General features: G+C 48.4%; 23 protein-coding genes. 16 read left to right on the forward strand and 7 right to left on the reverse strand.

Features of this window, described 5'->3' with window-relative positions; all coding sequences use genetic code 11:
* The first annotated feature begins 60 nt into the window (after nt 1–60).
* The 6 genes from K7G97_RS01645 (at nt 61) to K7G97_RS01670 (ending at nt 7,976) form a co-directional block, all read left to right on the forward strand.
* Nucleotides 61–2,196 (forward strand): (Fe-S)-binding protein, encoded by a 2,136-nt coding sequence (locus K7G97_RS01645; protein WP_075642755.1) that lies wholly within the window; start codon nt 61–63, stop codon nt 2,194–2,196.
* A gap of 156 nt (nt 2,197–2,352) precedes the next feature.
* A complete protein-coding gene (locus tag K7G97_RS01650; protein ID WP_029343230.1) occupies nt 2,353–2,721 on the forward strand; it encodes a MerR family transcriptional regulator in 369 nt (122 codons plus the stop codon).
* 36 nt (nt 2,722–2,757) lie between these two features.
* On the forward strand, nt 2,758–4,074 hold the full coding sequence (locus K7G97_RS01655; RefSeq protein ID WP_223041191.1) for a hemolysin family protein: 1,317 nt from the start codon (nt 2,758–2,760) through the stop codon (nt 4,072–4,074).
* A gap of 179 nt (nt 4,075–4,253) precedes the next feature.
* The gene (locus tag K7G97_RS01660) at nt 4,254–5,930 is read left to right on the forward strand and encodes a LytS/YhcK type 5TM receptor domain-containing protein (protein WP_223041192.1); all 1,677 of its coding nucleotides are present in this window, start codon (nt 4,254–4,256) and stop codon (nt 5,928–5,930) included.
* A gap of 89 nt (nt 5,931–6,019) precedes the next feature.
* Entirely contained in the window at nt 6,020–7,051 is a 1,032-nt protein-coding gene (locus K7G97_RS01665) for an aldose epimerase family protein (RefSeq protein ID WP_262415781.1), read from the forward strand.
* Nucleotides 7,052–7,121: 70 nt separating this feature from the next.
* Entirely contained in the window at nt 7,122–7,976 is an 855-nt protein-coding gene (locus K7G97_RS01670; protein ID WP_223041193.1) for a DegV family protein, read from the forward strand.
* A 54-nt stretch (nt 7,977–8,030) separates the two neighbouring features.
* On the opposite strand, the gene crcB (K7G97_RS01675) is transcribed toward K7G97_RS01670, so the two are convergent.
* Both crcB (K7G97_RS01675) and crcB (K7G97_RS01680) read right to left on the reverse strand, forming a co-directional pair.
* Nucleotides 8,031–8,381 carry a fluoride efflux transporter CrcB gene (gene crcB / locus K7G97_RS01675; RefSeq protein ID WP_149426687.1) on the reverse strand — a complete coding sequence of 117 codons (351 nt, stop codon included), beginning with the start codon at nt 8,379–8,381 and terminating at the stop codon, nt 8,031–8,033.
* Entirely contained in the window at nt 8,382–8,780 is a 399-nt protein-coding gene (gene crcB / locus K7G97_RS01680) for a fluoride efflux transporter CrcB (RefSeq protein WP_223041194.1), read from the reverse strand.
* 153 nt (nt 8,781–8,933) lie between these two features.
* On the opposite strand from crcB (K7G97_RS01680), the gene K7G97_RS01685 reads away from it, so the two are divergent.
* The 3 genes from K7G97_RS01685 (at nt 8,934) to K7G97_RS01695 (ending at nt 12,204) form a co-directional block, all read left to right on the forward strand.
* Nucleotides 8,934–10,403, forward strand: a complete 1,470-nt coding sequence (locus tag K7G97_RS01685; protein WP_223041195.1) for a methyl-accepting chemotaxis protein — start codon at nt 8,934–8,936, stop codon at nt 10,401–10,403.
* A gap of 112 nt (nt 10,404–10,515) precedes the next feature.
* Entirely contained in the window at nt 10,516–11,451 is a 936-nt protein-coding gene (locus tag K7G97_RS01690; protein WP_223041196.1) for an NADP-dependent oxidoreductase, read from the forward strand.
* A gap of 168 nt (nt 11,452–11,619) precedes the next feature.
* Entirely contained in the window at nt 11,620–12,204 is a 585-nt protein-coding gene (locus tag K7G97_RS01695; RefSeq protein ID WP_223041197.1) for a DUF4352 domain-containing protein, read from the forward strand.
* Between the two features lie 259 nt (nt 12,205–12,463).
* Here K7G97_RS01695 and K7G97_RS01700 read toward each other — a convergent pair whose 3' ends face one another.
* Nucleotides 12,464–13,246, reverse strand: a complete 783-nt coding sequence (locus tag K7G97_RS01700) for a nucleotidyltransferase domain-containing protein (protein ID WP_223041198.1) — start codon at nt 13,244–13,246, stop codon at nt 12,464–12,466.
* Between the two features lie 103 nt (nt 13,247–13,349).
* A complete protein-coding gene (locus K7G97_RS01705; protein ID WP_058265500.1) occupies nt 13,350–13,700 on the reverse strand; it encodes a winged helix-turn-helix transcriptional regulator in 351 nt (116 codons plus the stop codon).
* Between the two features lie 121 nt (nt 13,701–13,821).
* Between K7G97_RS01705 and K7G97_RS01710 the strand changes: the two genes are divergently transcribed.
* On the forward strand, nt 13,822–14,670 hold the full coding sequence (locus tag K7G97_RS01710) for a VOC family protein (RefSeq protein WP_223041199.1): 849 nt from the start codon (nt 13,822–13,824) through the stop codon (nt 14,668–14,670).
* A 47-nt stretch (nt 14,671–14,717) separates the two neighbouring features.
* On the opposite strand, the gene K7G97_RS01715 is transcribed toward K7G97_RS01710, so the two are convergent.
* Entirely contained in the window at nt 14,718–15,503 is a 786-nt protein-coding gene (locus K7G97_RS01715; protein ID WP_223041200.1) for an NUDIX domain-containing protein, read from the reverse strand.
* Nucleotides 15,504–15,775: 272 nt separating this feature from the next.
* On the opposite strand from K7G97_RS01715, the gene K7G97_RS01720 reads away from it, so the two are divergent.
* The 3 genes from K7G97_RS01720 (at nt 15,776) to K7G97_RS01730 (ending at nt 18,479) form a co-directional block, all read left to right on the forward strand.
* The gene (locus K7G97_RS01720) at nt 15,776–16,357 is read left to right on the forward strand and encodes a DedA family protein (RefSeq protein WP_223041967.1); all 582 of its coding nucleotides are present in this window, start codon (nt 15,776–15,778) and stop codon (nt 16,355–16,357) included.
* Nucleotides 16,358–16,633: 276 nt separating this feature from the next.
* Nucleotides 16,634–18,001 carry a PepSY-associated TM helix domain-containing protein gene (locus tag K7G97_RS01725; protein WP_223041201.1) on the forward strand — a complete coding sequence of 456 codons (1,368 nt, stop codon included), beginning with the start codon at nt 16,634–16,636 and terminating at the stop codon, nt 17,999–18,001.
* Nucleotides 17,994–18,479 carry a FixH family protein gene (locus K7G97_RS01730; protein ID WP_214861503.1) on the forward strand — a complete coding sequence of 162 codons (486 nt, stop codon included), beginning with the start codon at nt 17,994–17,996 and terminating at the stop codon, nt 18,477–18,479. Before K7G97_RS01725 ends, K7G97_RS01730 begins: the two co-directional genes overlap by 8 nt.
* A 66-nt stretch (nt 18,480–18,545) precedes the next feature.
* On the opposite strand, the gene K7G97_RS01735 is transcribed toward K7G97_RS01730, so the two are convergent.
* The gene (locus K7G97_RS01735) at nt 18,546–19,565 is read right to left on the reverse strand and encodes an MSCRAMM family adhesin SdrC (protein WP_223041202.1); all 1,020 of its coding nucleotides are present in this window, start codon (nt 19,563–19,565) and stop codon (nt 18,546–18,548) included.
* A 245-nt stretch (nt 19,566–19,810) separates the two neighbouring features.
* On the opposite strand from K7G97_RS01735, the gene K7G97_RS01740 reads away from it, so the two are divergent.
* The 3 genes from K7G97_RS01740 (at nt 19,811) to K7G97_RS01750 (ending at nt 22,755) form a co-directional block, all read left to right on the forward strand.
* Nucleotides 19,811–21,178 carry a hypothetical protein gene (locus tag K7G97_RS01740; RefSeq protein ID WP_058704647.1) on the forward strand — a complete coding sequence of 456 codons (1,368 nt, stop codon included), beginning with the start codon at nt 19,811–19,813 and terminating at the stop codon, nt 21,176–21,178.
* A 63-nt stretch (nt 21,179–21,241) separates the two neighbouring features.
* Complete coding sequence (locus K7G97_RS01745) at nt 21,242–21,769, forward strand: copper resistance CopC family protein (RefSeq protein ID WP_050676875.1); 528 nt, start codon at nt 21,242–21,244, stop codon at nt 21,767–21,769.
* Nucleotides 21,703–22,755 (forward strand): copper resistance D family protein, encoded by a 1,053-nt coding sequence (locus tag K7G97_RS01750; protein ID WP_223041203.1) that lies wholly within the window; start codon nt 21,703–21,705, stop codon nt 22,753–22,755. The genes K7G97_RS01745 and K7G97_RS01750 overlap by 67 nt, the downstream gene beginning before the upstream one ends.
* Before the next feature lie 49 nt (nt 22,756–22,804).
* Here the strand turns inward: K7G97_RS01750 and K7G97_RS01755 are convergent, their stop codons facing one another.
* Nucleotides 22,805–24,598 (reverse strand): acyltransferase family protein, encoded by a 1,794-nt coding sequence (locus K7G97_RS01755; protein ID WP_223041204.1) that lies wholly within the window; start codon nt 24,596–24,598, stop codon nt 22,805–22,807.
* Nucleotides 24,599–24,629: the final 31 nt, after the last annotated feature.

The following is a 24,629-nucleotide window of genomic DNA, read 5'->3' on the forward strand; positions in this document are numbered from 1 at the left end:
CATTATATGCTATACTCATTTCAACACAACTGCTTTAGGGGGAAAGGGGTTTGTTCGAACATGAATACGTTTTTACTCATTAACTGGATTGCCTTCCTACTCGTCATCGGTTATGCGGGCTATCTGTTCACGTCACTCGTCAAAAGTCGTTATGCCGCCATTAAACGGGGGAAAAAGGCGGAATGGACACTGACGAACAAAGAACGAATAGACGCAGTTTTAGTCAACGTCTTCGGTCAAAAGAAATTACTAAAGGATAAGAAAAGTGGCGCCATCCACGTCATGATGTTCTATGGCTTCTTACTCGTTCAATTCGGAGCGATTGATTTTATCTGGAAAGGACTCGCCGTCGGTCAGCGTTTCCCGCACGTCCCACTCGGTCCGCTCTATCCGATTTTTACATTCTTCCAAGAAATCGTCATGCTCGTCATCTTGATTGCCGTCGTTTGGGGATTTTATCGCCGGTACGTCGAGAAACTCGTTCGTTTGAAACGAAACTTCATGGCAGGTCTTGCGTTGATCTTCATTGGTGGTTTGATGGTCGCCGTCCTGTTCGGGAACGGATTCTTCCTTGTTTATGAGAATCATTCGACGCTTGGTGAACCGGTGGCTTCAAGCATCGCGTTCTTATTCAGTTGGGTGCCGGAGTCAATTGCGTTTGGATTATTCGTTTTCTTCTGGTGGGCACACTTACTGTTCTTACTTAGCTTCATGGTTTACATCCCGCAAGGTAAACATGCGCACTTGATTGCCGGTACAGCAAACGTCTGGCTCGGTCGAACGTCGAAAGTCGGGCGTTTGGCACCAATCGATCTATCGGTCATGGAAGAGGCAGAAGACGACGAAGCGGAATTCAGCTTCGGGGTCAACCGAATCGAAGATTTCAACCAGAAACAGCTCGTTGATCTATATGCCTGCGTCGAGTGTGGACGCTGTACGAACATGTGCCCGGCGAGCGGAACGGGGAAGATGCTGTCGCCGATGGATTTGATCGTTAAATTACGGGACCATCTCAACATGAAAACGGCAGCAATCACTCAACGTTCGCCATGGGCACCTGCCTTTGCGTTCGAAGGGTCGCAAGGTAATCAAATCGCTTCACTGGCTGCAGCCGGACAGATGGATATCGTTCCGGATTCATTGATTGGGAACGTCATTACGGAAGAAGAAATCTGGGCGTGTACGACTTGTCGGAACTGTGAAGATCAGTGTCCGGTCATGAACGAACATGTCGATAAGATCATCGACCTCCGTCGTCATCTCGTCATGATGGAAGGCAAGATGGATCCGGAGATGCAACGGACGATGGCAAACATCGAACGTCAAGGTAATCCGTGGGGAATGAACCGGAAAGAACGCGAAAACTGGCGGAAAAACCGGGATGAACTCGTCGTTCCGACAGCTAAGGAGAAGAAAAAAGCGGGCGAAGACTTCGAGTACCTGTTCTGGGTTGGTGCGATGGGATCGTACGATAACCGAAGTCAAAAAATCGCGATGGCGTTTGCACGGATTCTAAATGAGGCAGACATCTCGTTTGCGATTCTCGGAAACGATGAGAAGAACTCAGGCGATACACCGCGCCGGATCGGGAACGAAGTCTTGTTCCAGGAACTCGCGGAAGCAAACATTAAATCGTTTGAGAAATATGGCGTCAAAAAGATCGTCACGATTGATCCGCATGCCTACAATACATTTAAAAACGAGTATCCCGACTTCGGACTGAGTCCGGACGTTGAAGTCTACCACCATACGGAATTGCTCGCTCGTCTGATTGACGAGAAACGGATCACACCGCTCCATGAAGTCAAGGAGCGTGTCGTCTATCACGATTCGTGTTACCTTGGTCGTTACAATGATATTTACGACGCACCACGTTATATTCTCGAGAAGATTCCAGGAATCACGCTCGTCGAGACGGAACGCAACCGGGAAAAAGGGATGTGTTGCGGTGCTGGCGGCGGGATGATGTGGCAAGAAGAAAAAGTCGGTGCACGGGTCAACGTCGCACGGACGGAACAATTGTTGACGGTCCAACCGTCTGTCATTGGATCAGCATGTCCGTACTGTCTGACGATGCTCAGTGACGGTACGAAAGCGAAGGAAGTCGACGAGGCGGTTGCTACGTACGATGTGGTTGAATTACTGGAACGGTCGATTGTCGGTGTACCCGTCGAAGAACCTGTCGTAACCGTATAAAAAAGTAGGATGGAACGATTATTCTCGTGCGAACGGGAGTAGTCGTTTTTTTTCTCTAAAAAAGCGCGACGTTTTACTGTATGGTTTTGACATGATAAGATAAAAGAACTAGCTAAAGAAAGGAGGTGAGAATCTTTTGGGAAGGCGTTACTTCGAATCGGTCAGGTCGCGGAGACCACCGGCTTATCAAAACGAACGATCGATTACTACACATCACTCGGTCTATTAACACCAGAGCGCACCGCGTCTGGCTACCGTCTGTATGACGAATCGGTCATTCATCAAATCGAAAAGATTGAATATTTGAAGTCTCAACGGCTTTCCCTGCAAGAGATTCTTGCTTCTTTTACGGAACGGGAACAAAAAACAGGGGAGACGATTTATCAGGAAGTGAAACAACTTCAAGCGACGGTTGAAGGACTCGAGCAGCGTTTGTTAGATTCGACGGACGTCGAAAAACAAGCGATTCGCTTAGAACTGTCCCGGCGTCTGACATTGATTGCTTCCTTGATTGCACAGCTTTAATACAAAACAATGGAGGTGACCCCTGTTTAGGGGATTTTGGATACTATATTATTCATCAATTTATTTTTAGTGGTCTTGTTGATTGCGTTGACGGCGTTTTTCGTCGGATCGGAATTTGCTGTCGTTAAAGTTCGGATGTCGCGTTTGGATCAAATGATTCAAGAAGGGAACAAAAGTGCCGTCCTTGCGAAAAAAATCGCGGGCGATCTCGACTACTACTTGTCTGCCTGTCAGCTTGGTATCACGGTCACGGCACTTGGTCTTGGGGCACTTGGTGAACCAACCGTTGAAAAGATCTTACATCCTGTCTTCGACGACTTCGGGATCTCTGCTGCTGTTTCGACACTCTTGTCGTTTGGTATCGCATTCGTATCCGTCACGTTCTTACACGTCGTCATCGGTGAACTCGCTCCGAAGACGCTTGCGATTCAGTATGCAGAACGCATGACATTGTTGTTTGCCCGTCCACTTTATGTGTTCGGTAAAATCATGTACCCATTCATTTGGTTACTCAACGGTTCAGCGCGCTTATTCCTCGGTCTGTTCGGTGTCAAACCAGCAGGGCACGAACAAGCCCACTCGGAAGATGAATTGAAAATCATCATGGCGCAAAGTTTCCAAAGTGGTGAAATCAACCAAACGGAACTTGCCCTCATGCAAAACGTCTTTGCGTTTGATGAGCACATCGTCAAAGACTTGATGGTGCCGCGGATGCGGATGGAGACGATCTCGGAACGTTTGACGAAGGATGAACTGATGGAAATCTTCATGGATAATCCGTACACGCGTTATCCGGTCACAGAAGAAAATGATAAGGACCGAATTCTCGGATACGTCAACGTCAAGGAAGTCTTGACGGATTATGCGAACGGCAATGAGCATCCGGTGACACACTATATCAAGGATTTACCGGTTGTTTCGGAAGTGACGTCGCTTCAAGAGACACTTCGCAAGATGAAACGGACCCGCACTCATCTCGTTCTCGTCGTCGATGAATACGGCGGAACAGCAGGTCTCGTCTCGATGGAAGACTTACTCGAAGAAATCGTTGGTGAAATCCGTGATGAATTCGATGCAGATGAAGTCGAAGAAATCGAACAGGTCAAATCGGACGAGTTCCTACTCGACGGTACAGTCTTGCTCTCTGACTTGGAAGAGCGTTTCAATATTCGTTTTACGAATGTCGAAGATGTCGATACGATCGGTGGCTGGATTCAGATGCACAACATCGATCTTCAGCCAGGTGAACATATCGACACACCGGACTTCTCCGTCGAAGTGATGGAGATGGAAAACTATCAAATCAACCGCGTCAAGATTTGGTTGCATCCAGCTGAACAAGCAGAAGCATAAGATGGTCGGTTCCTCATGGAGGAACCGGCTTTTTTTTCATCGCATCAGTCAAAAAATCAAGAATGGACGGATTGTGCGAACTTTCAGCCGTCATGATAGGAGAATGCAGAGAGGAGCGGGAATGTAATCTAATACGACTTTATTGTTGATTCGCGTCCTATGAAACGAGGAGGTATTCCGTGCTCGAGCAGATTCCATTCTTACTGAGTCGTTTAGGTATGTTAGCACTGTTAGCCTTTTTATTGTCCCAGTGGCGCATTTCCCGATACATATTCAAGATGGACCGCGGAATGAATCTTCCACTGCTCTTTGCATTCGTGTCATCCGGTATTTTGATGAACTACGCAGGAATTGAACTTTCGCAAGATACGACGATTGATCCGTTACTCGGATTAGCTGTCGAGAAGGATGCCCTGTTGCTCGATACCCGACTCGCTGTCATCGTGACGAGCGGATTGATTGGGGGACCAGTGATCGGCGGCATCACGGGATGTTTGGTTGGTCTACACCGCTACGTACTCGGCTCGTTAGGAGCAGAAGCCGGTTGGATCATCGCCATGCTCGCTGGACTTGCGAGCGGCTGGTATCGAAAACGCTGGCGTTTGCATGATGGTTATGCGCTCGTTCCACCAATCGGTATCGTATTGACGGCATTATTGTTCGAAAGTGGGATTACATTATTACTTGCACCTGATACAGCAGAAGCACTTGATTTGATGAGTCGTGCTGCTTTTCCGTTACTATTTGCAAACATGTGTGGGGTCGTGCTGTTCATCATGATCTTACGAACACAACTTCGACTCGAAGGCGATCTTTTCGTCCGCCAGACCGAGCGTTCCGATCGTCTACTGCAAGCGTTACAACCCTTACGAAAGCAGGGATTGACTTCGGAAGTCGCGCGGCAGATCGGAGCGACATTATTGAAGGAAACGAAGATGCAACGGATCGTCGTGCTCGGGGCGACAGAGGTCGTCATCGATATGACGGACCAGCAACCAGCAGTCTGCGGCGAGCAACCAAGACGTGAGGAACAACGATGGATCGAAGCAGAAGAACCCGTCCGACAGGAAGACGAGCAGACGGGACAAATTCTCAGTTTTCATCCGATGCGCATTAACGGTCAAAAGGCAGGTGTCATCTGTTACTTTTCGAAAGACTTATTTGACGACACCGTCGAGCGGATGACGGAACAACTCGTCCGTTTATTAGCACGAGAGCTGCATATGCATCGAGAAGATCAGTTGCTCCGGTTAAGCGTAAGAAAGATGAAACCGATGTTACATGTCAGCTATCTGAAAGGCATCATCGAAGAAATCCAGCGGACAGCTGATCCAGGAACTCCTGTGAAACATCAACTGAATGCGCTACTTCAACTGTTGACGGCAGCGACGCGGCATGATGAACATCCACTCCGCGAGGAACTGGCGACCCTGAAGGCCTATTTATCACTAGAAGGAACACGACGTCGCCCGAATCAACTGACCTCCGCTGATATCACGGTCGATCTTGATATCGAGACCGCTGTTGAAGAATACTTCGTCTTTCCATTCCTTGTGACGCAGCTCGTCGATAATGCACTGCGTCATGGGTTCGTAAAGGCAGGACGACATCACCGGATTGATGTCCGTGCTTTCAAGGCGACGACAGACTGGGTCATTGAAGTCACAGATAACGGACAGGGGATGCCGCTTGCTGTGATGCAACAACTGGATCAACAGGAAGCGGGGGATTCGAACCTGTTCCTGATTCGACGCGCATTAGACGTGACATACGGTCCGACTGCAACATTACACGTCCACTCGATCATCCATCAAGGGACTCGGATCGAAGTGCGATTACCACTTCCGTCTCTGTAACAACAATGGTCTTTTGCCATTGTTGTTTTTTTGTCTCGTTCCGAGGGTAAATACGAAAACAGGAAAATGTATCGTACAGGAGGAAGCAGATGATGATTACGACAACAGAAGTGGGACAACTAGGTGATCAGTCCTTGTTACGATTCACGTTACAGAATGTGCATGGGCATAGTATCGATATCTTGAACCGAGGCGCAAAAATTCTTGCCATCCGGGTTCCGGATCAACATGGAATGATCGAAAATGTCGTACTCGCGTTTGACGACCTATCAGAATACCAAGATGATCCGCATCACTTAGGCGCCACGATTGGACGCGTCGGAGGACGAATCGCGAATGGCGCGTTCGCACTCGAAGGGATGACGTACGTCCTTGAGCAAAATGAGGGCGAGCATCATCTTCATGGAGGAAGCGAAAATTGGGCGAACCGAATGTTCACGCACGAAATCAACGACGACAAACTTGTTCTACGTTTAGATAGTCCGAGTGGGGAGAACGGCTATCCGGGGCACTTGTCGTTCACGCTGACCTTCGAATGGACGGACGAGAACGTCCTGCATATTCATTATGAAGCGGAGACGACAGCTTCGACACCATTCAGTCCGACGAATCATACGTACTTTAATTTGACGGGTGAGGCGAAGACGACGATTGAACAGCATCTGTTACGAATGGATGCACCTTTTTATGTTCCGTTGACGAAAGATGCGGTACCGACCGGTGACATTCTCCCGGTGACAGACACCGTCTTTGATTTTCTCGATGCCCGTCCCCTACATGAAGTGACACATGCATCAGATGAACAACTCCGCCAAGCGGGTAGTGGGGTCGATCATCCTTTCCTGCTTAGAGAGAATGGAGAAATCGTTCTCGACGAACCAATCAGCGGGCGACGATTGCGCGTCGTGACGGATCAACCGGGAGTCGTCGTCTATACCGCTAATCATTTGTCGGGCGAGTTTACGATTTGCGGAAGACGAGCAACCCCATACCTCGGAATCTGTTTTGAGACACAAGGATTACCGGATGCGATCAACCAACCGAATTTTCCTTCCGTCGTCTTGCATGCCGATGAGCACTATCATAAGCGTACTTCGTTTCATTTTCAGATGATGTCATGACGTTTCTTGCGATTTCCACTTCTGTATATGGTAGGATAAAGCGAGAAGAATCTAACGGAGGCTAAGGAAAATGACTAAAATAGCATGGGTGACCGATAGTATGGCCTATTTCACGAAGGAAGAGGCAGATGCGATCGGCGTCAATGTCGTACCGATTCAAATCTTACTCGGTGATACGGCGTATCAAGAGAATGCGATCACGGTCGAGCGACTGTTCCGTGCGCTAGATGCGGACAAAAAGCTGATTGCCAAAACATCACAACCAATCTTTGGGGAGTTCGTTGGAACGTACGAACGTCTGAAAGAAGAAGGTTATGACTGTGCGATTGCAGTGCACTGTACGAATGGACTCTCAAGTACCGTCCAAAGTTCAGCATCAGCAGCGGAAGCAGCCAGCTTCCCGGTTCATATCATCGACTCGCATACAGCGTTTGAGAACCAACAAGAGTTCATTCGTTACGGGATGGAGCTTGCGGCACAGGGGAAATCCGTCGAGGAAATCGTCGTTGCCTTACAAGCGTTGACGAAAAAGACCCATTTCTATATGATCGTCGGTAATATGGAGACGATGCGCCGGGGTGGACGTGTTTCATCTGGTGACTTGTTCCTTGCGAACCTACTCAGCATCAAACCGATCATCACGACGGATGAAGCAGGGAAAATCGTACCATTCAAAAAAGCGCGTTCTTTAAAGAAAGCTTACATTGAAATGGTTAAACAAATCGACGAATCGATGCGTCAGCACACGTTCTACAAGAACCGGATTTATGTCGCGACGACGATGGCGCCGGAAATGGCAGCGGAACTGCGGCAACAAGTCGCAGCGAAGTTTCCGGATTTGACGATTCTCGAAGGCACGTTCGGACCAGCAATCGGAACGCATGCCGGAGCAGAGACGGTCGGTCTATTCTGGATGAATGATTAAATTAAAACGGATACGACAAGAGGCGACGGATTTTTCCGTCGCCTCTTGTTTCGTTCAAGCTGTAAGTGTGATTCCAAGGAAAGCTGCAAGAATTCCGAAACCATAACTCGAGATGAGATAGAGGGTAAGCACTTTACGATTTCCGTCCTGAAATAGCTGCAATGTCTCGATTTTGAACGTCGAGAACGTTGTAAACGATCCAAGGAAACCGGTACCTAAGAGTAACGTCCATGTCGTATCGAGATGCGCACCGATAACGAGTCCAAGCAAAAATGAACCGAGTACGTTAATCAGGAACGTCGCTAGTGGAAATTCGCGTTTCCAAACCGTCTTCATCCATTGACTGACAGCAAACCGACTGATGGCGCCGCAAAAAGCACCGATGGCAAGAGCAAGTAGCGTCATTCACTCACGTCCTTTCGTCACGTGACGCAGTCGTCGTGTTCCGAGCGTGTAACCAAGATAAGATAGGAACAAACCGCCGAATAGGCTGACGAGTACGTAGAGGAACGCGTCCGCTAAATGATGTTCGTTGAGTAAGGTCACGGTCTCGACGCTGAATGTCGAAAACGTCGTAAAGGAGCCAATGAAACCCGTGCCGATGGCTGTGATCGCATATTGGTGTAAGAGTTTCGTTCGAAATAAAAAGTGTGTCGCGTAGCCGAGAAGAAAACTCCCAATCAAGTTGATGACAAGCGTTGGCCACGGAAACGGACCAGTCGTCAAGTCGCTAATCAGCAGTCCGAGCCCATACCGTGCCGAGGCGCCCAGTATCCCCGCGAAACCTACGAGTACATACAGCATATGAATCCTCTTTTCTGAAAAAGTCTACGTTAACCGTACTCCCGCTTTCAAGAAAGCGTCAAGAAAAAAAGTCACTCGAGGGACTTAACGAATGAAATCTTTCTGCCGATGAACAACTGTATGACTTTAATAAGGTGAAGGAGTTTGAACAAGATGGTATCTGCCCTCGAGCAACAAAGTACAAAGATTTTGTCCCGCCTGATTGCAACGTTAATTACGATCGCGCATCCATTGATTTTCTTATTTGCGCAAATGAATTACGTCCCAATCAGTGTGTTTTATCAGTTTTTAGTCGGTGGTTTGATCTTGACGGTCGCGTTGCTTGTGGGCAACCGCCTACTTGGACATCGTCCGAGCGGGAAGTACGTTCAAGTGACGTTAACGTATTTCGTCCTCGCTCTCGTTTTGATGACCTTGCCGTCGCCGAGCATTTGGACGATCGCCTATCTCTACTTGACGATTTCAATCGTCTATTTGATTCCGCGTTTGGTCATTCTCGCCGGAATCCTTGGATTAGTTGAAATGGCTGTATTCACAATGCTGGGAACGATTGTCTTTACGAATGCATTCGATTTGATCGTCGCCTATGTCATCTATTTGATGATTTTCTCAGCGGCTGTTTTTGTCGCCGTCTTTGGACGAAACGTCATGTTAGCCGTCCGCCAAGAACAAGAACGGTCGGAAGCCTACGCGGCAACGTCGCAAATTGCCCTCGAGCAGACGGCAGCAACCGCAACGGAAGTAACGACGTTCACGGAAGAGATGAGTGAAACGGTCGACGCGGCGAAGGATTCCTTCAGTCAGGTTGATTTGGCGATGCAACAGCTAGCAGATGATGCAGCGGGAAGCGTCCAAGCGATTCGTGAAATTCGTCAATTGAATGATCAGCAAGTCAACCGGATGGAGGATGTGACCGTTTCGGTCGATCACGCACTCGAGCGCAGTTCGTCCTCGCGAACGACAGCCGAAAAGAGCAGACAGACGATTGGTCTTGCCGGACAATCCCTGCAACAATTAACGACGAGCATGGATGATTCGGTCACGTCGTTCGGACAACTTGCTGGACGGTTCCAGGAAATCGTCGCCATCACGTCGAGCATCAATGCGATTGCGGCGCAAACGAACTTGCTCAGTCTTAACGCATCGATCGAAGCAGCTCGTGCGGGTGAGTTCGGAAAAGGTTTTACGGTCGTTGCGCAAGAAATTCGTAATCTATCAGCACAGACGGCAGAAGCGTCGAAGGAAATCAATGCGATCATCGAACGGGTTGATCAGGACGTCACGCAAACCGGCAACTCGATTCATGCCAGTACGACATTGTTACGTGAGCAGGAAGAGCGGATGGCAGAGAGTCAGTTAGCGCTCCAGACGATCGAGATGGATGCGACGGAAGTCGTCGGTTCGATCCAATCGGCGCAGACTCAGTTCGCGACGATGACGAGCAGTCTTGCCGCCATCACGACAGCAACCGGTCAACTTGATACGTTCATGAATGCGTTGCTCACACAAAGTGAGTCGTTATCCGGTTTGACGCGTCATCAAGTCGGTCAGGTCATGGAACTGCAACAGGCGATTCATGCCTTGAACGAGACGGCATCCACCCTTCAGCAAACGAATCGTTAACGAAACAGCTCCTCATCGATCGATGGGGAGCTGTTGTGTATCTTCAGACTGTTTGTCGGTAGGACGGACGGGGAAGAAGATAGGGAATGAATATTGAAGGAGGAGTCAACGGATGAAGGCAGCTTACATTGAACAGTATGGTGGATCGGAACAATTTAAGGTCGGGGAACTGGAAAAGCCAGTCATTGGACCGGATGATGTTTTAATCGAAGTCTATGCCGCGAGTGTAAACCCGGTCGATTGGAAGCTACGCGAAGGATACTTGCGTCAAATGTTGAGCTACGAAATGCCGCTCGTCATCGGTTGGGACGTTGCCGGTGTGATTCAGGAAGTCGGAGAAAACGTCTCCGATCTTCAAGTCGGGGACGCTGTCTTTAGCCGTCCGGAAATCGCTCGCCAAGGAACATATGCGGAGTATGTTGCGGTCGATGCGCATTTAGTTGTGAAAAAACCAGAATCGCTCAGTTTCGCAGAAGCAGCGTCTCTGCCACTCGTCTCGCATACAGCGTGGCAAGTCATGTTCGAAGTGATGGATGCGAAGCCGGGTGACCGGATCTTCATTGGTGCCGGATCAGGGGGCGTCGGAACGGTTGCGATTCAACTCGCAAAAGCGAACGGTTTGTACGTCATCACGTCAACAAGTACGAAAAACGTTGACTGGGTAAAAGCACTTGGAGCCGACGAAGTCATCGACTACAAACAGGAAAATCCGGCGGATCGTGTTCGCGACGTCGATTTTGTATTCGATACAATGGGCGGCGACAAGCAAGGGGAACTGTATCAGATGCTGAAGCCGAACGGCATGCTCGTTTCGATTTCTACACCTCCCGATGAAGAGCAAGCGAAGCAACATAATGCACGAACTGCGTATGTCTTCATGCAACCGACCGGTGAGCGTTTGCAGCATATCGCTAAAGCGGTCGAACGTGGCGAGCTACAACCTGTCGTCGACCGGATTTTTGATCTGGATCAAATCAAGGAAGCACATGATTATGGCGAAGAAGGGCACGCAAAAGGCAAAATCGTCATCCGGGTCAAAGGAGAATAAGGAGAGGAGGGCGCTGAAATCAGCGTTCTCTTTTATTTTTTGTCAATCTTTTTATCGAACCATAAACAAAAAATAACCTGGTTAAAAAAGTGTAAAGGATAAGGGATTGCTTCTTCCTATACTAAGGCTATCAGACGTGAGTCAGCCACATTAAAAGGAGGAAGTAACATGAAAAAAGGATTGAAGTGGGCAGGAATCATCGTGATCGGCGCAGTCATTTTAGGAAACCTAGGAGATGACGAAGAGCAAGCAGCACCGGAGAAAAAAGTAGCAGTCGAACAAGAAGCAGTCAAATCAGAAGCAAAACCAGTAAAAGCAAAAGCAGCCGCGAAGCCGGTCAAGAAAACATACGGGGTGAATGATCAGGTAAAGGTCGGGAAACTGACGTACGTCGTCAACGACGTCAAGATGGTCGATACGTTGTCGAACGTTCTCGGCGAAAAGAAAACATCAGGACAATTCTTAGTCATCGGTTTGACGATTCTAAACGGAGATAAGGAAGAGCGATTCGTCGACAGCAACATGTTTAAAGTCAATGTCGGCGATACGGAATACTCAGCCGATACGGAGCTCGATCTCTATGCGAATGAAGACGGAATGGGCTTCTTCTTAGAGACGATCAACCCGAATATCGAGAAAACTGGCAACATCGTCTTCGAATTACCGAAACAGGTGAAAAATCCGAAGCTTGAAGTCTCGTCTGGCTTTGGCTGGGCAGGTGGACAATCAAAAGAGATTCAATTGACACGGTAATGAATGACCATAGAAGAGACTCAATAAAAGAATGACGCGTCTTGTCACGTCCTTTCCTCAGGCGAGACACAAGCCGGTTTCCCTGCTTCATTCAAGCAGGAAAGCGGGTCTTGTTTGTCTCTGACAGCGCATAAATGCGCTTTTCCTGTAGGAGTGGCGTGAAACGCGTCATTCTTTTGGTTACGAGATAAGGGTGGCAAATCATCATTCTGCCACCCTTATCTTTGTGGAAACTGACTTTTGAGTCATCCCCTTCTTGTTACCGTCTTGATTGTTGGATCGAGAGTTCAGGCGTTAATCGATCGAGTAAAGCGAGCGTCTCTGGATGTCCGGCAAGCGTCTGGTCGAGTGCGTGCCGTTCAGTCTCTAGACACGCTAGATAACGTTGAGCCGCTTCAGCATGCGTTGCGGGTGTCAGGACGTCGTAGATTGCTTCAAGAGCAAGGCGTGGATGGTCTGGTAATGTCGTCGGAATCGTCTTTAATCCGAGTTGTGCTCGTTCAGGAGCATGATGATGGAGCAAGACTTTCGCGAACTTGATCAAGGCGCTTCGGAGCATCTCGACTGCCCATAAGTCATTTCCGCGAGCTGCTGCTTTTTTATATTGGAACAAGAACCAGACGGCATCGATCGCTTCATCGGTCGCTTCTTGAGTAGAAAGTGTTAAGTCACATGTATCGGTAAAGTCCGTCAACTGTTCTTGTGGATCATATAAGACACGCAATTGATCCTTATGGTTCAGCGAATCAAGCGTCACCGTGAATAAATCAATATGTAGCAGATCATCATAGACGACGATCATTTGAGGGGCGATGATATCGATCTCATCTTTCCAGATGATTGAACGATAAGCAGAAAGGTGGGACAAACGACGCGATAAGAATTTTGTTTGACGTTCTTCCGAGACGAGACAGTACAGATCGATGTCTGAATGGACATCTTCTTCTCCCCGTCCAAAAGATCCCTTCAAGAAGATAGCTTCGACTGCAGGATCTTGTTTGAGTCGAGCAACCAGTTGCTCGATCGCATGAAGTTGATGCATGAGGACTCATTCCTTTCCAAAAACAGAAGTCTATTACGTCAGTATACGTGATAATAGACAGGTTTTTCCATAAAAAATGAGAAATCACATCGAAATGGATTCCTCATTGGGAAGCGGAAGCAAGTTTTTCTTTCTGTTCAAGATGGAGGACATGCTGTTCCCCCCATGCATTGATGGCGTCAAGAACCGGGATAAGCGTCCGACCATAATCCGTCAGCGAGTACTCGACGCGGGGTGGAACTTCCTGATAAATCTCGCGATGAACGATATCGTTCAGTTCGAGTTCGCGTAGTTGAGCCGTCAGCATCTTTTGCGTAATGTTCGGCAATTGTCGTTTCAGTTCACTGAAGCGGAGCGTTCCGTGTGTGATCAAGACGAGTAAAATCGACGGCTTCCATTTTCCGGTCAAGATTTCGAGCGCTGTCTCGACCCGACAGCTTGGTGTCTCTTCCATCGGTCTTCCTCCTTCATGGTATCGTTTAGGATACTATACCACTTATTCGTGCCTACTTCCGCTTCGATCGCTTCCGCGTAATAATAGGGATACGAGCTATTTCATTGAAGGAGGAAACACCATGTCCATTCATCCACAAATCACACTCGGTCCTGTTCGCTTGCGAATCACGGACCTCGATCGTTCGATTTTATTTTATACAACGTCACTTGGATTACGCGTGCTGACGCAAACGGATCAGCTAACGGTACTTGGTGCACAAGATACACCACTCGTTGAACTTGAAGTCCATCCGAATGCCCGCCGTTTTCCACCGAACTCGGTCGCCGGGTTATACCATTTTGCGATTTTGCTACCGAGCCGAAAAGAACTTGGTTTCGTCATCCGGAATTTGATCGAACAAGGAATCGAGATTGGTCAAGGTGACCATCTCGTCAGTGAAGCCTTTTATCTGTCGGATCCAGACGGGAACGGGATCGAGATTTATGCCGATCGTCCACGTGAGACATGGACGTATGAAGCGAATGGCGACGTTAAGATGACGACGGATCCCGTCGATTGGCAAAGCATGCTCGTCGAAGCGGGAGAAGAAGATTGGTATGGAATGCCGAGCGAGACGGTCATGGGACATGTCCATTTCCACGTCAAGACACTCGAAGCAGCGCGGTCATTTTATGTCGAGACGCTCGGTTTTGACGTTGCCGCTGACGCTTCACGGATGCGTGCGTTGTTCGTTGCTGCCGGTGGTTACCACCATCACATCGGTCTGAACGTCTGGTCTGGAGTCAACGCACCGACGAATCCGGAAGATGCGGTTGGACTTGTTTACTGGACGCTGCGTTATCCGGATCAAACGACGCTTCAAGCAGCAATCGAGACGTTAAAGTCTTCTGCTTATACCGTTACCGATGATGCAGGCGATGTTTATGTCACCGATGATGCTGGAATTACCGCTCGATTAACAACGTAACCGAAAAAATCCCCTTGCAGTGAAAACACTGTAAGGGGATTTTTGGTTTACCGTGACGACGACGTCGTATTGCCGTCATACCGGCTAATCAGTTCATACGGTCTGACTTTATATAAGGCATGCGGGAAGTAATGGGGATCCATCGCATCAAGCGTCCGCAACTGGAAGTGTTCCCGTTTGATATACTCACTCAGCGAGTCACGTGTCAGCGGGAAGAAGCCGACGTCCGTCGTCTCGCCTTCTTGTGTTGCGAGTTCACCACCGACCGCTTTCCCACGGAAGCAGACGCAGAGGACATGACTTGAGACATTTTGATAGATACCGGTGATGCCATCAATCGTGACATCGACACCAGTTTCTTCTTTGACTTCCCGTTTGATGGCGTCAAGAATCGACTCGTGATTTTCGACTTGTCCACCCGGCATCTCATACGTATCACCCCGGTGTAGGTTGCGGACGAGGAGGACTTCACCGGCATCGTTCGTGATATACGCGGTCACGCTGACGATCGCGCGAGGGGGAGCATACGTACCAGTCGACGTCATGAAATCTTCATAGGATTTGATATAGAGGTTTTTGCCGAGGCGCGCGCGCTTCTTCATCGCTTCGCGACGTAAGGCACTGTTGCGGACATCACGATCGACTTGTTCGAAGTGTTCGCGGTCACGGTATTCCCAAATAGCGATGACTTCATCTTCTGCCTCCGTCACCCAGCGCCCAACAAGACGGGCACCATGACTGACTTGAAGCGGGTACAAATAGGTATGGAAAAACTCAGTGAATTCTTCTAGGCGTTCGGGACGAATCGTATAGGTCTTCCGGCGATGTAGCATGGAAATTCCTCCTATCAGATGAGCGTTCAGATGTACGTTGTACCCCTTCTCGAACGGATGGAGGAAACCCTTTTTCTCGATGTGGGAAAAGGATGTTTTATTAAACGATTGCGTATACATGTCATCCGGTCTAAGTGACTTTAAATCATCGATGATGATCTCTTTTGATCAGAAAAGTATAACTAAAGAAGAACTTAAGAAATGGATAGGGCTCAACTTCAGAAAAATCGGGGATACTGAATATAGAGAGAAACAGAAAGTAGGGATACGTGATGGATATCATGGCACTCGTCCGCCTGGCTGGCGGAATCATGTTCACCCCATTGTCGGACGATGTCTTGATGATGAGTTTTGCAGCACTTCGATTACGAGAGGGGATGTACCCGGTCGTCATCTGGCTGACCGCTTGGCCGGTCTTCTTCATCGCCTTTACGTGGTTTTATCTACTTGCTCGGTTCTTCCGTGAGATTCCGCTCGTCAAACGCTGGATGAAATCACGTTTCTTGGAACGAGCAGAAACGATCATTGAACGACGGGGATTATGGGCAATCGGACTATCGTTCTTCTTACCCGGCGTCAGACACCCGATTCATTATGTCGCCGGACTCCTCGGTTATCCGTTACCGCGCTATTTAGTAATGACATTCTTAGCAGCAGGCGTGTATACAGGACTCTGGACTTTTTTGATCGTCCGGATCGGAGAAGCCGTGACGTGGTCGGAGCTATGGAACTGGCTCCAGGTGAATCCAGGGATCGTCGGCTCTGTCGTGATCATTGTGATCGGTATTGCCGTCATCGGTATCGTGCATCATCGCCGTCAAAAGGATGCGGTAGAAGAGAGTTCTTCGATTTAAACGATAGGTACTACGTGAGCGAATCCATTGCTGGATTCGCTTTTTTGATGAAGTTTGGTTTTATGAACAAGAATAGTTTTTTGAAATAAGAAGTAATCTATAAGAAAAGTGAAATCATTGTCAAAAAAAGACGTTTTTCACTTCTTAAAAGCTACCTGATTTACACACTGTATTGGCAATTTATCGTCACAAGCAAGTGGCTGAAATTGGATTGTAAACGCTTATACTAAGAGGTGTTCACAGAGTGGACATATTTATTGCCAGAGGAGGATACATATGAATCTCATGCAGACGGAAGAGACGGTCAAAAAAGCACCGACTTCTTCTGCTTACCGGACGATTTGGCGGTGGCACTTTTATGCTGGTATCATTTTTGCGCCGTTCCTAGTCATGCTTGCTGTGACAGGATCCATTTATCTTTTTAAGCCACAAATCGAAAACGTCCTGTATCAATCGTATTATGAAGTTACACCACAAGCAGATCGTATCACTGCGACGGAACAGATTGATCGCGTCAAAGCGAAATATCCCGATGCACTTGTCACGTCGTACCGACCGGGTGAATCCGACGATCGATCCAGTGAAGTGAAGGTCTCATCATCAGACATGTCGGCGACGGTCTTCGTCAATCCGTATTCCGGTAAGATCATCGGAACGTTATCAGACGATGACCGGATCATGAATAAAATCGAAGAGATTCACGGAGAACTGATGGCAGGAACGACCGGCGACCGGATCGTTGAACTCGTTGCCTGTTGGGCAATCGTCTTGATCGTGACGGGACTGTTCCTATGGTTTCCGCGTAAGCAAAAGGGACTGTCAGGCGTCTTGTTCCCGCGTCTTCGTCAAGGCAAGAAATTATTCCGTCGTGATCTCCACGCTGTTCCAGCATTCTGGATCACAGCAGGGATGCTGTTCCTCATCTTAACCGGTCTTCCGTGGTCTGGTTTCTGGGGAGCGAACTTCCAGTCAATCGTCACGAACCAAGGGCTGGGCTATCCACCGTCGATCTGGGGTGGCGATGCACCGACGTCAACACTTCAAACGAAGGATATCGCAGAAGTCCCGTGGGCTGCCGAAACACTTGATGTGCCGCAATCAAAAGTCGAAGGTGCTGTTCCGGCTTCAATCGATGATATCGTTGCGATCGGTAAACAACAAGGGATGGATCCAAGCTTTAAAATCAGCATCCCGAGTGATCCGAGTGGAGTCTATACACTGTCTGCGTATCCAGCGAAAGCACAGGATGAAGCAACGATTCATCTCGATCAATATTCCGGTGCCGTGCTCGCCGACTACCGTTATGACAACTATGGTGTCGTCGGGAAAATCGTTGCGACCGGAATCACGCTCCACAAAGGAACGGAATTCGGCTGGTTCAACCAATTGATCAGTCTCTTGATTTGTCTTGGAATCATTCTCGTGGCCATCAGTGGTTTCTATCTCTGGCTGAAGCGGAAACCAAGTAAGGGAATGGGGGCGCCAAAAGGTCCGAAAGCATTCATGTTAAAAGGATTCCTTGCGGTACTCGTCGTACTTGGGATCGTCTTCCCACTTGTTGGACTCTCGTTGCTCGTCGTCTGGTTACTCGATTTCCTCGTCATTCGTCGTATTCCGAGTGTAAGGAGGTTCTTCAATGCGTAAATCGATGCAAACACTCGTGCTCGTCGGACTGCTCGTCACGACGACGAGCCTTGCCGGCTGTGCGGTCGATTCCGATGCGGCAGAACAGTATGCCGTAGCTAAGCCGCTATCGATCAAAATGAATGTCCCAAAAGACGTACAACCGGACGCAAAGAAAAAGCAGACGTTTGAAGCAACGGTCTGGCGTGAAGCCAAACCGGTTCAAAAAGTCGATTATGTCCACTTTGAAATCTGGAAAGCGGACGGAACAGTGCGCTATAGTATGGAACCGGCAGAGGAGACGAAGCCAGGTGTCTATACGATTGCGAAGGCGCTACCGAAATCCGGCTTGTATTATGTCAAAGCACATGCGAGCAGCAACGGAGATATGATCATGCCAACGCAACAGTTCATCGTCGGTAAGTTATCGAAAGAAGATTTGAAGATTTTACAAGGTGGAGCAAAACCAGCTGGTGGAAGTAGCGGTCACCATCATTGAAGAAAAAGGAAATAAAAAATGAGAGGGCGGAATCGTATTCCGTCCTCTCATTTTTCGTATAGACGATTAATCGTCATCACCATGATCTCCGTGATCATCCCCGTCATCGTCTCCATGATCGTCTGAATCATCATCTTGATCATCATCTTCTGAATCATCCGAAGAATCATCGTCATCTGAGTGCTCATCTTCTGATTCGAGTTCCTGTCCATTATAGAACTTGATCTGGACGTGTAACGTTTTGATATTTGGCAATTGAAGTGCCTGTTCAACTAACGTTACTAATTCCTCTTCCGTCATCGATGGCGTGACGAGAAGGCGGTCTTTTAACGTCGCGACATCAGTAATACCGATTTCGTCTTTAAAGCGCAGTTCTTTCCGTTGATGTTCATTGCTGTAACGCCACTCGAATTTTTTCTTATTCGTATCCGTCACTTTGATTATGATCCGTTTGAGTTCTTGATTATTTTGAACGCCGTTTTGATCCGTATCTTCCTGATCATCTCGTGTTCCATCCTGATCGCTGTCGGCTTTGGTTGGATCAGAACCGAGTTCAAATTCGTCTTCATTCAGAAGCGTATCTTGATCGCGGTCCTCTTCGTTATCTTTGATGCCATCGCGATCTGAATCATTTTTCAGTGGCTGCGTACCGACGATGAACTCTTCTCGTGTCGTCAATCGATCCTGATCTTGGTCTTCTTTATCATCAGAAATACCATCTTGATCAGAATCCTTCTTCAATGGATTGAGACGTATACTGTATTCTTGCGTGTTTGTTAGTGAATCGCGATCCGCATCCTCTTGCCCATCTTTGATTCGATCCTGATCAGAATCCGATTTTGTAGGGTTGAGGCGAAGTTGATACTCTTGCGCATTTGTCAAACCATCGCGATCGTGATCTTTTGTTGCGACTTGTTTTCCATATCCCAAATGATATTGTTTTTGCCAATCGTCCGGAATACCATTTTTGTCTTGATCGACTTGCACTACAGGTTTCTTTTTCGATTTACTTTTTGCTTCGACTGGTCCAACTGCTTGTGAGACGACGAGAGAAGCCAGTACTGCGCCAATAAAGATCCGTTTCATAAGTCCACTCCTGTTCTATAAAAGATAAAAGATGCGGTTATAAGAAGATTCTAATGAAAGAATTAGAAGATAAGTCGTCTGTTTCGTAAAACGAGTAAATAAAAACTAAAAAATAATTAAAGTAATGAACGGAAGTATTTCGACCAAAAAAATATTTTAAATAAAAAATGTAAAAAGATAAAACCATTCGTGAACTTCTTACGTTATCTATGTGAAGTCCAAAAAATCAAAGGGGTGTTCATAAGATGAAGATGAAAAAGTCGTATCTCGCTGTTCCGCTTAGTGCCGCATTGTTGATTCCAGCAGCAGGTGTCAGTGCCCATGGTCATGAAGACCATAGTAAGATGTCTCACAGTTCAGGAAAAGTCTCCCTCGATGTCTCATCTCCAGCATCGGATTTACGAGCGACACTCGATCAAATTCTATCTGAACACGCGTATCTCGCAGTCGTTGCGATGCAAAAAGGAATTGATGGTAAAGAAGATTTTGAGCAGGCAGCCGGTGCCTTGAATCAAAACACGGATGATTTAGCGGCAGCTGTTGGTTCCGTCTACGGGGAAGAAGCAGGCGCTGCCTTCAAAGAAATCTGGGCGAGCCATATCGGTTACTTCGTCGATTACGTCAAAGCAACTGGTGCCAAGGACGAAGACGCGAAACAAAAAGCATTGAAAGAGCTTGATGAGTATCGTGTCGAACAGGCTGCGTTCCTCGATAAAGCAACGGAAGGACGTCTGAAGGCAGCGGATCTCGAAGCCGGACTTAAAGTCCATATCACGCAACTGTTAACATCGTTTGATAGCTACGTTGCTGGTGATTATGATGCTGCCTACAGTAATCTACGTAAAGCCATCGAGCATATGTATATGGTGGGAGAAGGGTTATCTGGTGCGATCGTCGATCAGTACCCAGATAAATTCAAAAATACGAAAGTTGATACACCAGCAGCTGATCTTCGTGCCGGACTGAACCGAAACTTCTCTGAACACGCGGCGCTTGCAGTGCTCGCGATGCAAAAAGGGATTGACGGAGCAAAAGACTTTGACGCTGCGGCCGGTGCCTTGAATCAAAATACGGATGACCTGACAGCTTCGATTGGCTCTGTTTATGGTAGTGAAGCAGCGCAACAATTCAAGAAGATTTGGTCGAGCCACATCGGCTACTTCGTTGACTATGTCAAAGCAACAGGTGCGAAAGATGATCAAGCACGCGACATGGCTGTGAAGGAACTTGATGAGTACCGTGTCGAACAGGCAGCATTCCTCGATGCAGCAACAGAAGGACGCTTAAAAGCGAAAGATTTGGAAGAAGGGTTGAAGGTTCACATTGACCAACTCTTGCTTGCCTTCAATAGCTACAATGAAAAAGATTACGACAAAGCGTACCCAGCGATTCGCGAAGCGTACGCGCATATGTACGGTGTAGGGGAAGGGACTGCGACAGCAATCGTCGATCAGTTCCCAGATAAATTCAAAGGCGCGCCTGGAATGCCGAACACTGGTCTCGGTGGTATGCAAGAAAAAGCATCGACGACAGGTATCGTCTGGTCACTGCTTGGTATCGCAGCAGCATCGATCCTTGGATTCTTCGCACTCCGTCGTCGCCCGCAACAATAAAGGACGACCCGCTGGTGACAGCGGGTTTTCTTGTACACATCAAGCAGAAAGGAGGTAAACGACATGCGCATCATCCGATTTGCCCTTCTATTCCTCATTTGTCTGTTGCCCATATCGGTCGAAGCACACACGAGTTTAAAAAGCTCGAATCCGGCAGAGGGATCGGCATTATCTGAACCCGTCGATCGGATCCGCTTGACGTTTAGTGAGGCTGTTGAAAAAACAAGCACCTTACGTGTAGTAGACGCGAATGGCGTCGAACAGTCTCTCGCAAAACCGCTCATCATCGGAAATGAACTGAGTGCTGTCGTCTCAGAGCCTTTAACGGAAGGAAAATACACGATCAAGTGGGCATCGATTTCAGATGATGGTCATCCCGTTAAAGGAACGATTCGTTTTACGGTACTAGGTGAGGCAAAAGCTGAAACAAGCACCGTAGAAAAGGCTGAGCCGATGGAAACAAAAGCAGCAGTCGTTCCTGAAGCGGAGCCAGTTTCAAAAGGACTCGTTCCGACACTGCTCCCATGGATCGTCGGGGGACTGTTAATCAGTATCGTCATCCTTCTCTTGTTACGTCGTCGCACGACATGAGTGCGTTTCTAGGAGAACTACTCGTCTATATGGGTGGAGCGCTTTGGATGGGCTATTTGGTATTATGCTTCATCCCAAGGAAACGGAAACCGCCATTAATGGACGGTACGTCGTGGGCGGTAGCGGGACTCGGGATGCTCGTTCTTGGAACGAGCATCCCAGTCTTTGGTGCCGTTCGTTTTCTGCTTTCGACGCAAACGATGACAGAGGCTCTTCGAACGGGTTTACTGGAGTTGCATATCGGTCGGATGTTTCTTGTCGTTTACTTCTCTGCTTTACTCCTATTGATTGTACTCGCGTGGCAAAAGCGACGGTCCATCCTGCTCGCACTCTTGACGATCCCGTTATGGATTGGCATCGCAGGAACGAGTCACGCGGCGGCCAAATACGGTGCGCTCGGGTGGACACTTCAATTTAGTCACTTCTTATGTGTGACAGCTTGGATCGGTGTCGTGTTTTGGGTAGCCATCGGTGCCCGCTCGACCGCTCATTGGTCTGCCTTTTTAAGTTGGTTCAGTCCGTTTGCCCGGATTGCCTTTACGGGTGTCATCCTGTCGGGTCTGTTACTGATGCAACTGGCGATTCCGCTTGAACGTTATCCGAATCTCTGGGGTGTGCCATACGGTCAAGCGTTGTTACTGAAGCATCTCTTGCTGTTGCCGCTTTTATTCTATGCTTTCTGTAATGGCACGCTCGTAAGGCGTCGGTTGCGTTTTGACTCAACGTACGATCCGCGTCCACTACTCCGGATGGAAAGTATCATTTTAATATTGCTGTTCATGGCGAGCGCTTCACTCAGTCGTCTAGAACAACCGACGCTAGGGCAACTACCGTTCAGTGGTCCAGCAGGGGACGGGTGGGTCTTGATGATGGGCATTGCGAGCTTACCACTGCTCTTACTCGGATATCGTCGCCATGCAGTGGGTGTCTTGTTAAGCTTATTCAGCGTCAGTCTGATTTATCTTGGATTGCTAGCGACAGGGTGAACATGAAAAGGTAGCGGAGGAAATCTCCGCTACCTTGTTTGACGTGGTTTTATTTTGTTGAAACAGCGCAATTCGTTGCCTTCGCAAGAATCTTCGAATAGGCACGTGCGCCCTTGATATTCAAATGGACACCATCCTCTTCGAAGTAAGATGGATGTTTGACGGCAACGGCATGCCAGTCGATCAGTTCGACTCGCTTCCGTTTCGATGCCTCGCGTAACATCTGATTGACTTCTGCTTCCCACGGACGCGGGACGCGTGCAGTGACCAGATAGACGTGATCGGCATTTGCGAATTGATCGAGTAAACTGTTCAACTGATCCTTCCGAAAGCTACCGTTCGTTCCGAGGTGTAGAATGACTTGCCGTCCGTGCTGATTGTACGCGGCATACTGCTCACTCAGCGGAATCGCTTCCCGGAGCTGACGACCGAGTTTCGCATCAATTGTCAGTTGTTTGAGCGTACTGCCGAGATAATCTTCGACACCGAGCAAGACCGAGTCGCCGATCGCAAGCGTCGGGCGACAGATTTTTCGCTGATCGGATGTTGCTTTCGGTGTCGTCGGTTTGAGGACCGGCTTCGGTTTTTCTTTTGGTGCCGCTATCTTCTCGAAAGCAGGTTCTGGCTTTGGCGTATCGGAGACAGCAAGAATCGATAAGTTACCGATGAAGCTGACGATGAGAATCGTCAACACGGCAACACTCGTCCACTGCATCGTTGAAAACTGACGTAACTGTCGCGGATGTAACGATAGACGTTTTAAGTAACCGGACAGTCCATGCTGACGGATCGGACGTTCGATGAAGCGATACGATCCTTCGGTCAAGGCAACAAGCACGACGACGATCAGCACGGTCCGGAACAACGAGAACGTACCGATTTGCTCGACCGGCGTCATCAGTGTGATGACGGGAAAATGCCACAGATACAGACCGTACGATCGTTTACCAATCGCAACAAGTGCTGGATGCGCAAACCAGCGACTCCAGATCGACGCCGGGTGAGCAATTGTAGCAATCAATAGCGCAGCAAGGACGGCGACAAGGAAAAAGCCACCCCGGTATAAGAAACTGCCGAACTCACTTGTGACGATCATTAATATAAGCAAGAGTGGCAAAGTAACGGCACCTGTTTGATTCAGTAACCGGACACCGCGTGTCGGAATATCGAGCTTAAAGCGAGTCGGCTGCCATGCGAACGCGAGCAGACTCCCAATCAATAGGGCGAATAACCGAGTATCCGTGCCATAGTAGACGCGACTTGGATCTTCACCGGGTGTGAACTGAATCGCCATCGCGAGCACGGATGCACCGACCGCAACCCCCATCAATTGCAGGAACAGTCGGCGATTTTTCATTCCGAACCAAAGTAAGATCGGGAATAGCAGGTAGAACTGCTCCTCGATTGCGAGCGACCAAAGGTTTTGGATCGGTGACGGTTTACCGAACGACTCGAAATACGAGACGTCATGGAAGATATACCACCAGTTCGTCCCGTAAATGAGCGCAAAGGCACTATCTTGGCGAACCGTATGCAACAGTTCGCGTTCAAAGACGGTTACGTACCCGAGAACGAGTAACAGCATGACGAATAGGGCTGGGAATAGGCGACGGAAGCGATGAATCCAAAACCGTTTCAAATCGAGGCGTCCGGTCATTTGCCACTCGCGTAACAAGAGACCGGTAATCAGATAACCGGATAGGACGAAAAAGAGATCAACACCGAGGAAACCACCGGAGAAGAATGAAACAGATAGATGGTAGAGAATGACAGACAAAACGGCAAAGGCACGTAAGCCATCAAGCCCTGGCATATATGTAATCGAACGAGACGAGGATTTCATAAGACACGAACAACTCCTTTAAAACGACAAC

Origin of the sequence: Exiguobacterium acetylicum (assembly GCF_019890935.1) — a bacterium.
Classification (GTDB): domain Bacteria; phylum Bacillota; class Bacilli; order Exiguobacteriales; family Exiguobacteriaceae; genus Exiguobacterium_A; species Exiguobacterium_A abrahamii.

Bases quoted from the DNA above. Each gene is read 5' to 3' on its own strand.
- K7G97_RS01665 (WP_262415781.1), top strand. From the start codon at position 6,020: ATGATGATTACGACAACAGAAGTGGGACAACTAGGTGATCAGTCCTTG.
- K7G97_RS01690 (WP_223041196.1), top strand. From the start codon at position 10,516: ATGAAGGCAGCTTACATTGAACAGTATGGTGGATCGGAACAATTTAAG.
- K7G97_RS01685 (WP_223041195.1), top strand. From the start codon at position 8,934: ATGGTATCTGCCCTCGAGCAACAAAGTACAAAGATTTTGTCCCGCCTG.
- crcB (WP_223041194.1), bottom strand. From the start codon at position 8,780: ATGCTGTATGTACTCGTAGGTTTCGCGGGGATACTGGGCGCCTCGGCA.
- K7G97_RS01745 (WP_050676875.1), top strand. From the start codon at position 21,242: ATGCGCATCATCCGATTTGCCCTTCTATTCCTCATTTGTCTGTTGCCC.
- K7G97_RS01740 (WP_058704647.1), top strand. From the start codon at position 19,811: ATGAAGATGAAAAAGTCGTATCTCGCTGTTCCGCTTAGTGCCGCATTG.
- K7G97_RS01715 (WP_223041200.1), bottom strand. From the start codon at position 15,503: ATGCTACATCGCCGGAAGACCTATACGATTCGTCCCGAACGCCTAGAA.
- K7G97_RS01720 (WP_223041967.1), top strand. From the start codon at position 15,776: ATGGATATCATGGCACTCGTCCGCCTGGCTGGCGGAATCATGTTCACC.
- K7G97_RS01670 (WP_223041193.1), top strand. From the start codon at position 7,122: ATGACTAAAATAGCATGGGTGACCGATAGTATGGCCTATTTCACGAAG.
- K7G97_RS01645 (WP_075642755.1), top strand. From the start codon at position 61: ATGAATACGTTTTTACTCATTAACTGGATTGCCTTCCTACTCGTCATC.
- K7G97_RS01735 (WP_223041202.1), bottom strand. From the start codon at position 19,565: ATGAAACGGATCTTTATTGGCGCAGTACTGGCTTCTCTCGTCGTCTCA.
- K7G97_RS01725 (WP_223041201.1), top strand. From the start codon at position 16,634: ATGAATCTCATGCAGACGGAAGAGACGGTCAAAAAAGCACCGACTTCT.
- K7G97_RS01700 (WP_223041198.1), bottom strand. From the start codon at position 13,246: ATGCATCAACTTCATGCGATCGAGCAACTGGTTGCTCGACTCAAACAA.
- K7G97_RS01730 (WP_214861503.1), top strand. From the start codon at position 17,994: ATGCGTAAATCGATGCAAACACTCGTGCTCGTCGGACTGCTCGTCACG.
- K7G97_RS01755 (WP_223041204.1), bottom strand. From the start codon at position 24,598: ATGAAATCCTCGTCTCGTTCGATTACATATATGCCAGGGCTTGATGGC.
- crcB (WP_149426687.1), bottom strand. From the start codon at position 8,381: ATGACGCTACTTGCTCTTGCCATCGGTGCTTTTTGCGGCGCCATCAGT.
- K7G97_RS01710 (WP_223041199.1), top strand. From the start codon at position 13,822: ATGTCCATTCATCCACAAATCACACTCGGTCCTGTTCGCTTGCGAATC.
- K7G97_RS01705 (WP_058265500.1), bottom strand. From the start codon at position 13,700: ATGGAAGAGACACCAAGCTGTCGGGTCGAGACAGCGCTCGAAATCTTG.
- K7G97_RS01750 (WP_223041203.1), top strand. From the start codon at position 21,703: ATGGATCGTCGGGGGACTGTTAATCAGTATCGTCATCCTTCTCTTGTT.
- K7G97_RS01695 (WP_223041197.1), top strand. From the start codon at position 11,620: ATGAAAAAAGGATTGAAGTGGGCAGGAATCATCGTGATCGGCGCAGTC.